General features: G+C 48.7%; 7 protein-coding genes. 2 read left to right on the top strand and 5 right to left on the bottom strand.

All coding sequences use genetic code 11. From position 1 onward, the window contains the following. Together L0156_07060 and L0156_07055 are read right to left on the bottom strand one after the other, a co-directional pair. Positions 1–641 (bottom strand): spermidine/putrescine ABC transporter substrate-binding protein (locus L0156_07060; GenBank protein ID MCI0602757.1); only part of this gene is annotated, 641 nt, incomplete at its 3' end. Between the two features lie 74 nt (positions 642–715). Further along, entirely contained in the window at positions 716–2008 is a 1293-nt protein-coding gene (locus tag L0156_07055; protein ID MCI0602756.1) for a hypothetical protein, read from the bottom strand. Between the two features lie 202 nt (positions 2009–2210). Between L0156_07055 and L0156_07050 the strand changes: the two genes are divergently transcribed. Then, positions 2211–2705, top strand: coding sequence for a DinB family protein (locus L0156_07050; protein ID MCI0602755.1), 495 nt, complete (start codon positions 2211–2213; stop codon positions 2703–2705). Between the two features lie 32 nt (positions 2706–2737). Here L0156_07050 and L0156_07045 read toward each other — a convergent pair whose 3' ends face one another. Continuing rightward, on the bottom strand, positions 2738–3568 hold the full coding sequence (locus tag L0156_07045; protein ID MCI0602754.1) for a proprotein convertase P-domain-containing protein: 831 nt from the start codon (positions 3566–3568) through the stop codon (positions 2738–2740). Between the two features lie 38 nt (positions 3569–3606). Next, a complete protein-coding gene (locus L0156_07040) occupies positions 3607–4524 on the bottom strand; it encodes a hypothetical protein (GenBank protein MCI0602753.1) in 918 nt (305 codons plus the stop codon). A 150-nt stretch (positions 4525–4674) separates the two neighbouring features. Between L0156_07040 and L0156_07035 the strand changes: the two genes are divergently transcribed. After that, entirely contained in the window at positions 4675–6846 is a 2172-nt protein-coding gene (locus L0156_07035) for a sulfatase-like hydrolase/transferase (protein ID MCI0602752.1), read from the top strand. 6 nt (positions 6847–6852) lie between these two features. On the opposite strand, the gene L0156_07030 is transcribed toward L0156_07035, so the two are convergent. After that, the coding region (locus tag L0156_07030) for a hypothetical protein (protein MCI0602751.1) at positions 6853–7101 on the bottom strand (249 nt) is incomplete at its 5' end.

The raw sequence follows: 7101 nt of genomic DNA, 5'->3' as shown, positions 1-7101 counted from the left end.
TCATCAAAGCTGGTGCTGTTATACGCTTGCAAAAGCGGTTTTTGCTGACGCAGAAGATCTCTGGCTTCCAGCAGAATCTCGCGTTCGGTTGAGTTGATGGAGTGTCCCTTCCATTTCAACGCCGCGCCGAAGGCTTCTCGCGCATCATCCAGCATCAGAATTCTGTGTTTGAACCTTTCATCCCACAGAATGCTCCAGGAATCCACCTTCTCCGGTATTTTCTTTTTGTTGAATCCGATTCCAGTCGTGCTCCAGAGAAAAGGCACCGAGTACCGGTTTCCAGGATCGTAATAGAGATTCTTGAAGCGCGAACCTATGTTGCGAAAGTTGGGAACCTGCGTGATATCCATCTGTCGAAGCAAGTTCAAGCGGACCAGAACACTGACCATGTAGTCGGAGGGCACAACGACATCGTAATCTGCCACACCGGACTGTAGTTTTTCGAGCAACGCCTCGTTCGAATCGAATGTCGAAAAATTTAGCCGGATTCCGGTTTCACGCTCAAAACGCTGCAAGGACTGTTCAGGAATATAAGCGGACCAGACGTATAAGTTAACTTGCCTTTGCTTTTTTTCCGCCGTGCGAGTCTTATTGCACGCTAAAGAAATGAGAATGCAAATGAGAATTACAATTCTCTTCATGCTCATGAAGGCAGGCAAGATGCCTGCGGCCCGTAATGCAGGCTAGAAGCCTGCGCTCCATAGCCTGCGTTTTGCTACTGCTTTACTTTAGCATGCGGGGACTTCATCGAATTAATGCTCTCGCCATAGCTGTCCGGTGTCCCTTCTTTATTGCCCTCCATATGTGTCTTCAACAGAAATTGCTTTTTGGTATCCACATTGGAACTGGCATTGAACTGCTTCTCTATCAAGGGATTTACCGTAACACCATTTACATTTTCATTATCCACGATAAAGCCCTGCTTCAAATCTCCACTACGGGGGAATACTCCGGCCACCACATGACCCGGACTTCCTGCGTGCATAATATCGAACATCGGCTGTCCATTCTTCTTGATTCCGCCCAAGACATTTTCAGTCAGCGCTGAAAATCCTTCACAATCGATCAAACGTTTTCCATCTTTCGCGAGCGGCTGTTGCTTGAAGCTGGAATCGATGTTTTTCGGATCCAGTTTTGGATTCCAATCCACGCCACCAGGATGGCGATAAAAGGTCTTCAAGTACTGTGCGTATTCATTTTTGATTTGTTGTGGAGATGCGCCGCGGTCCGCCAGGCCCTGAAAATACGCTTGTGCAGCTTTTGCAGAAGGAGGATTCGGCACATCTGTGCCGTTGATTCCTGACATCTTCGTTGTGAAATCCTTCTGCGCTTCACGCGATTTTTTCGCGTTGGCATCGCTGATGTTCGCAAGATCGTCACCGATAATCTTCGTGTAGTTCGATCCGGTTTTGTAGCCGTTCACGGGCTTCATCGATTCGGGATGATTCCCCAACGGATCTGCTCCCGGCACGTTTTTTGGCAAACCGTTTTCTCCGTACTGATGCAGCGCGGGCAGCTGATCCATTTTCTCAGAACGCTTAGCAGCATCCTGCTTGAGATCATCGCCGGCGCGCGTGGAATTCAAACTTCCGATCGTTGTTCCGACAAAGCCGCCATAGTTCAAGCCGGAAACAAGCGAGGCGTGAAGATGCGGATGATTCTTCTCCAGCCATTTGACGGATTCATTCTTTTGCCCTTGCTTATAAGCGGATTGAATCGTCTCGTATTCCGATTTAGAGATCCCTCCTGCGCCATCCAGTTTGCTGCTGGTTGCTTTCTCCGTTAACATTTTAACGTCCGTTGCAGGCGAACCCAACAACTGCAGCTGCCTGGCTACTGCTGCCGGATCATTGTTGATCGCATCCTTAGCGCTCTTTGAGACAGCGGGGTCCACGTTTCTTGGTTTTGATTCTTCCGGTTTCGCGGTATTCGATGCTGCTGCCTGGCCCTTTGCCGGGCTGTCTACCACTCCAGCTGAACTTGTTGAACTTGCTCCAACGGGTTTCATAATCGATCCTCCTTAATTTTTTGTTCAACCTCTATTTTCGACAAACCGTCGTTTTCGTCCCCTGCATGCACTCCGATACTTTCCTCCCGAAACAGATAGGCACGGAAGTATAACTAAAGTTAGAAACAATTCCGGGCTGTAAGGACCGGAACAGTTTGCTCTCCCGTCTCAGGTATTTCACAATAACAACAAGGAGAAGAGCATGGCTGAAGACGTTCAAACCTACAAAAAACGACTTTTGGGATATCTGGGGGACCAGGATCCGCTCAAAATTCTAAGTGGAACCCCAGACCGCTTGAGGCAACTGTTGCAAGAAACGAAAGCAACCGAACGCGACACGCAATCTTCCGACCGATGGTCCAGACTACAGTTATTGGCGCATCTCACTGAAGGAGAGATAGTAATCGCATTCAGAATCAGGCTGATTGCCACGGATTCGGGCGCGAATATTCAGGCTTACGATCAGGAGAAATTCGTGAAAAGAGCCGGATATCTGTTAAAGGAACCCGAAAAAACTCTTGCCCTTTTCAGCGCCCTCCGAAGCGCAAACATTGCCTACATCAAAAGTTTGCCCGAAGAAACATGGGAAAATTACGGAATCCATTCAGAGCGTGGAAAAGAAAGCATCCGCGATATGGTTTCACTCTATGCAGCGCATGATCTCAATCATCTGAAACAATTCGAGTCCGCAAGATAACAAGCGCGTCGAAAAGCCGTCGCCGCTCAACGTCAGGAGCAACTCGGCACGAATACCGGACTGGCGTTATCGAGAAAGGCGGTGTCGCTGGTGTCTGTATTCGTGATTTTCAGCTTCCACTGACCGGGAGCGCAGCTTGCAACTTTATGAGTCAGCTTGAATTTCGTCAACTCGCTTCTCGCTTCGTTACTGGAGAATGCTTCAACCGACCTAACAGTCGTTCCGCCCGGGTTAACCAATTCGATCCTCAGTTTGATCGGATTAGGTCCCGGAAGCACGGTTGTAAGCTGGTGATGCCAATCCGCCGTTATTTCGATTATGCCCTGGGCAAAACCAGCTGTGTCACCGAAAGAAATCGACTTGGATTCACCTTTAAAAAGCACGCCGGTGAAGGGGATGCTGATCCTTTTCACAGTGCCGTCATAGTCGATCCTGATCGTACCGGATATGGCGAATGAAGGCGTGCCGGCACCGTATTTGACTCTAACCCGCCATGGCAAAGTACATCCACGAGGACTTCCGCCGCCGAAGCTCAGTATTGTTACGATCTGTTCACTAGTTGTGGCATTAGCATTTCTCGCTTCGACAAGCGGCCCTTCCTGATTTGCTGCTGTATCCGGCTCTCTCAATTCAATTATTATCGGGATATTGTTACTTGTACCAGAGGGCCCCAGTCTTTTGAACTTCACCACCGCCGCAACTTGCCGGCCGCAGGGAACAGGAAAAGTTCTGAAGACGGAACTGGAGTATTGTGTTCCTGGACCGAACTCAAACGTTTTGGTAATATTCGAAGCGAATGTCGAACCTGCGTTTGCAAGCACGAACAGAGCCACACTTGCCAAGATTGTTGTAATTTTTTTCATTTGCTTTATCTCCTCACCAATGTGTCCTTCCACAAGCGCTACTGAGTGAGCTCAAAGGTCGCGCGTATCGTGGAGTTTTCAGACAGCGTAATTCTGCATAAAGCTGCTGTGGAATTATTGCAAGCAGTCGCCGAGCCGGTTCCACCGGACCAGTTCCTGAAAGTGGAATTTGATGACGGCAGAGCGCGCAGCGTGATCGCCGTGCCTGCACTCACTGAAGAAGAGCAGTCTGCACCGCAGTTCATCCCTTGACTATCCGTCACCGTACCCGTGCCGGTCCCGCCTTTGGTTACTGTGAGCGTTACTGTGGGCGGAGGTGGTGGAGGTGGCGGAGGTGGTGGCGTGATAAATTTCGCTTCAATAGATATACGTTTGTCAATCACAAACACGCAAGGGTTTGACTGTGTGCTGCACATGGCACCCGCGGGAGAGCCGGAAAGAACCTTCCAGCCGGCAAAATTCGATCCTGCATCGGGGACGGCCTTGATACTCACCTGCGAATTAGGAATGAAAGGTTCTGCAAGGCCAAAGCCACTTTGGCATGTAATGACTGCACCGTTGTTCATCGTAAATATGGCCTTTCCAGGTCCAGAGACCTGCAACGCCAGTACGGAAGGGGGAAAGAATGTGGCAAGTATGGTGGAGTTAGCGTTCAAATTAATTGTGCATGGACCGTTACCGCTACACGCTGCTGATCCGGTCCCGTGACTCCAACCGTCGAATTCGTGATTTGCGGCGGCGGTAGCGGTGAGGGTAATGGAACCGGCCGGAAGCGTTTGCGTGCTACAAACAGTACTTGGCGAAACTTCACAAATGAAGGCCTTCGTTCCATTGGGAAGGCTTCCGACAATTCTTCCGGAACCAAAGCCTTGAGTATTTATTTTTAGTTCAAACGATGCCGAAAGGGCGGTTGCACACACGGCCACACACAGAATCGAAAACAGAATCACTTTCATGCCTATTCCTCCTGCTCAGTTAACACATTGCAAAACTCTTGCCCTTGCTCCAAAAGAATGCCACCGACTCAAAGAGGGCATTTCAAAACGCTCGGAGAGCAACAGCAATTGCTTTAGAAAACAACGACAGTTGCTAAAATAAAGCTACTGATGATAAAAGAGCGGAATTCCTTTATTGATCTTCTTCCGGTCGCGGTCTTGTTTAATCTTGCTGTCGCCCAACCCCTCTATGATCTGCTGTCGCGCAACGCACAGTTTTTTGTGGCTCGCAGGAGTGAACCGGTCGATATTCTTGTGCTTGCGTTGATGATCTCCTTCCTGATCCCATTAACCCTCATGCTTCTGGTGCACGGGCTGAAAAAACTGAGTGCAGCAGCAGGCCATATCGCGTACGCTCTCCTCTTCGTTTTGCTGACAGCACTGTCTTTCATTCCACTCTTTAAAAAAGTGGAGGTTTTGCCCGGTTGGGTAATCCTGGGCGCATCTCTCTTTCTGGGTGGTTTATTGCTCTGGTTTGTAAGGCGATTTCAGACTGCCCATCTGTTTCTGAAATATTTATCCGTATCCATTTTCGTTTTCACGGCAATATTTTTGATGAATCCCTCCATTTCAAAAATCCTTTCTCGAGAGACACCACAAAGCACCACCGTAACCAAAGTATCGGCCACAACGCCGGTTGTGCTTCTGATTTTAGATGAGCTTCCTATCATTTCGTTGCTGGACGAGAACCGGGAAATTGATGCTGTTCGTTTCCCAAATTTCAGCAAGCTGCAGAAAGATTCCCTATGGTTCCGAAACACTTCAACGGTGGCAGATGGAACGCCGGAAGCAGTTGCCGGGATTCTGACCGGCAAATATCCGAATCCAAAACGGCTCCCGGCACTGAAGGATTATCCCAATAACCTTTTTACGCTCCTTGCCGGATCTTACGAGCTGAGGGTGCTGGAGCATGAAACAAAGTTGTGTCCTGAGCACGTGAATGTAGCAGATGAACCAAAGAAATCGGCAGTGGAAAGGCTTCGAACACTCTTTCTGGATCTCTCTGTTGTTTACCTTCACGTCATTCTTCCGGTTGAACTCGCTGAAAATTTGCCATCGATCAAGCACACCTGGAGCAATTTCTGGGATAAAACCGATTCCGGCAATGTTCTTGTAAGACTTGATGACGCTTACTCCTCACGAATCGGGCAGTTCAAAAAATTTCTGGAGTTGCTCACACCTGCAAAGAAACCTGCCCTTTATTTTCAACATATCTTCTTACCTCATGTTCCCTGGGAATATGTGCCTTCCGGGAATCAGTACGATTACCGCGGATACGGCCCGATGGGGATAGAAGGAGTATCTGTAAAGGAAGAGAACTGGCTGGATGATGACTGGGTTGTTTTTCGCGGTTATCAACGCCATCTTTTGCAACTGTGTTTTGTCGATCGAAAACTCGGTGAACTCACTCAGCATTTGAAATCAGTCGGCCTCTATGACAGTGCGCTGATTGTAGTCACCGCTGATCACGGCGCCAGCTTCCTTCCCGGTGAGTCCCTTCGATCGGTCTCCGATGCGAATTATCAAGACATCCTTCCCGTGCCCTTTTTTCTGAAACTTCCCAACTCAACAAAAGGAGCAATCATTGACCGGAATGTTGAGTCTGTGGACATACTTCCCACAATCGCGGACGCGCTCGGGATCAAACTTCCTTTCCCTACAGATGGTTTTTCTGCCCTTCAAGACCGGTCCCCGCAACGCAGCAAAAAAAGAGTGTACAAAACGATTTTCAGCAAAGATAAAGAGTGGCGCGAGTTCGATTCTGAGATCATAAGTTCCGCTTCGATAAAAAGGAAAATCGCTGTCTTTGGAACCGGGAATCCAGATCAAATTCTGGAGCCGACTCTCATTCCCCAATTGCTGAAGATGAGTCCAACCGATTCTTCTTTCGGGAACAATAACAACGTACAGATTGAACTGAAGAATCCTCAATCGTTCGAGAACGTGGATTTAAAATCAGGATTCATTCCTGTGTTCATTGCCGGTCGAGCCGTTTTTCCGTTCACACCGAAAGGACCGATTCTTCTGGGAGTTTGGATCAATGGCCGGTTCAACGGTATTACACGCACGTTCCCGCCTGACTTGAAAGAGAAAGGGTGGTTGAGGACACTATGGATCAAATCAACAGCAAAGAAGCAGGATTTCAGAATAGAGGACGTTCAAGGTTTTGGAATTATGGTCCCGGAATCTTCTTTTCGTCAGGGTAAGAACGATATTCAAGTAATCAACCTTCAGAATTGGGCAGAAAAGAATGCGTTTCAACCACCGAGACTGTTTGAATAGTAGCGACTAAGTCGAAGTACCGTGGGCGTCCCGCCTGCGGTATTTGCGATTTAGCTTGGGCACGGGTGAAACTTTGACCGCCATGCGGATTAATTTTTCGATCGCCTTCACATCACGCTTCTGATGCGGCATCGCAAAAGAGATTGCATGGCCTACAGATCCTGCGCGGCCGGTCCTGCCGATCCGGTGAACGTAATCCTGCGTATTTAGGGGCAGGTCATAATTCACAACAAGCTCTATTCCTGTAACGTCGAT

This window comes from bacterium, assembly GCA_022616075.1.
Lineage (GTDB): Bacteria > Acidobacteriota > HRBIN11 > JAKEFK01 > JAKEFK01 > JAKEFK01.
This window is presented reverse-complemented; position numbering and strand designations above follow the sequence as displayed.

Bases quoted from the DNA above. Each gene is read 5' to 3' on its own strand.
- L0156_07045 (MCI0602754.1), bottom strand. From the start codon at position 3,568: ATGAAAAAAATTACAACAATCTTGGCAAGTGTGGCTCTGTTCGTGCTT.
- L0156_07040 (MCI0602753.1), bottom strand. From the start codon at position 4,524: ATGAAAGTGATTCTGTTTTCGATTCTGTGTGTGGCCGTGTGTGCAACC.
- L0156_07055 (MCI0602756.1), bottom strand. From the start codon at position 2,008: ATGAAACCCGTTGGAGCAAGTTCAACAAGTTCAGCTGGAGTGGTAGAC.
- L0156_07035 (MCI0602752.1), top strand. From the start codon at position 4,675: ATGATAAAAGAGCGGAATTCCTTTATTGATCTTCTTCCGGTCGCGGTC.
- L0156_07050 (MCI0602755.1), top strand. From the start codon at position 2,211: ATGGCTGAAGACGTTCAAACCTACAAAAAACGACTTTTGGGATATCTG.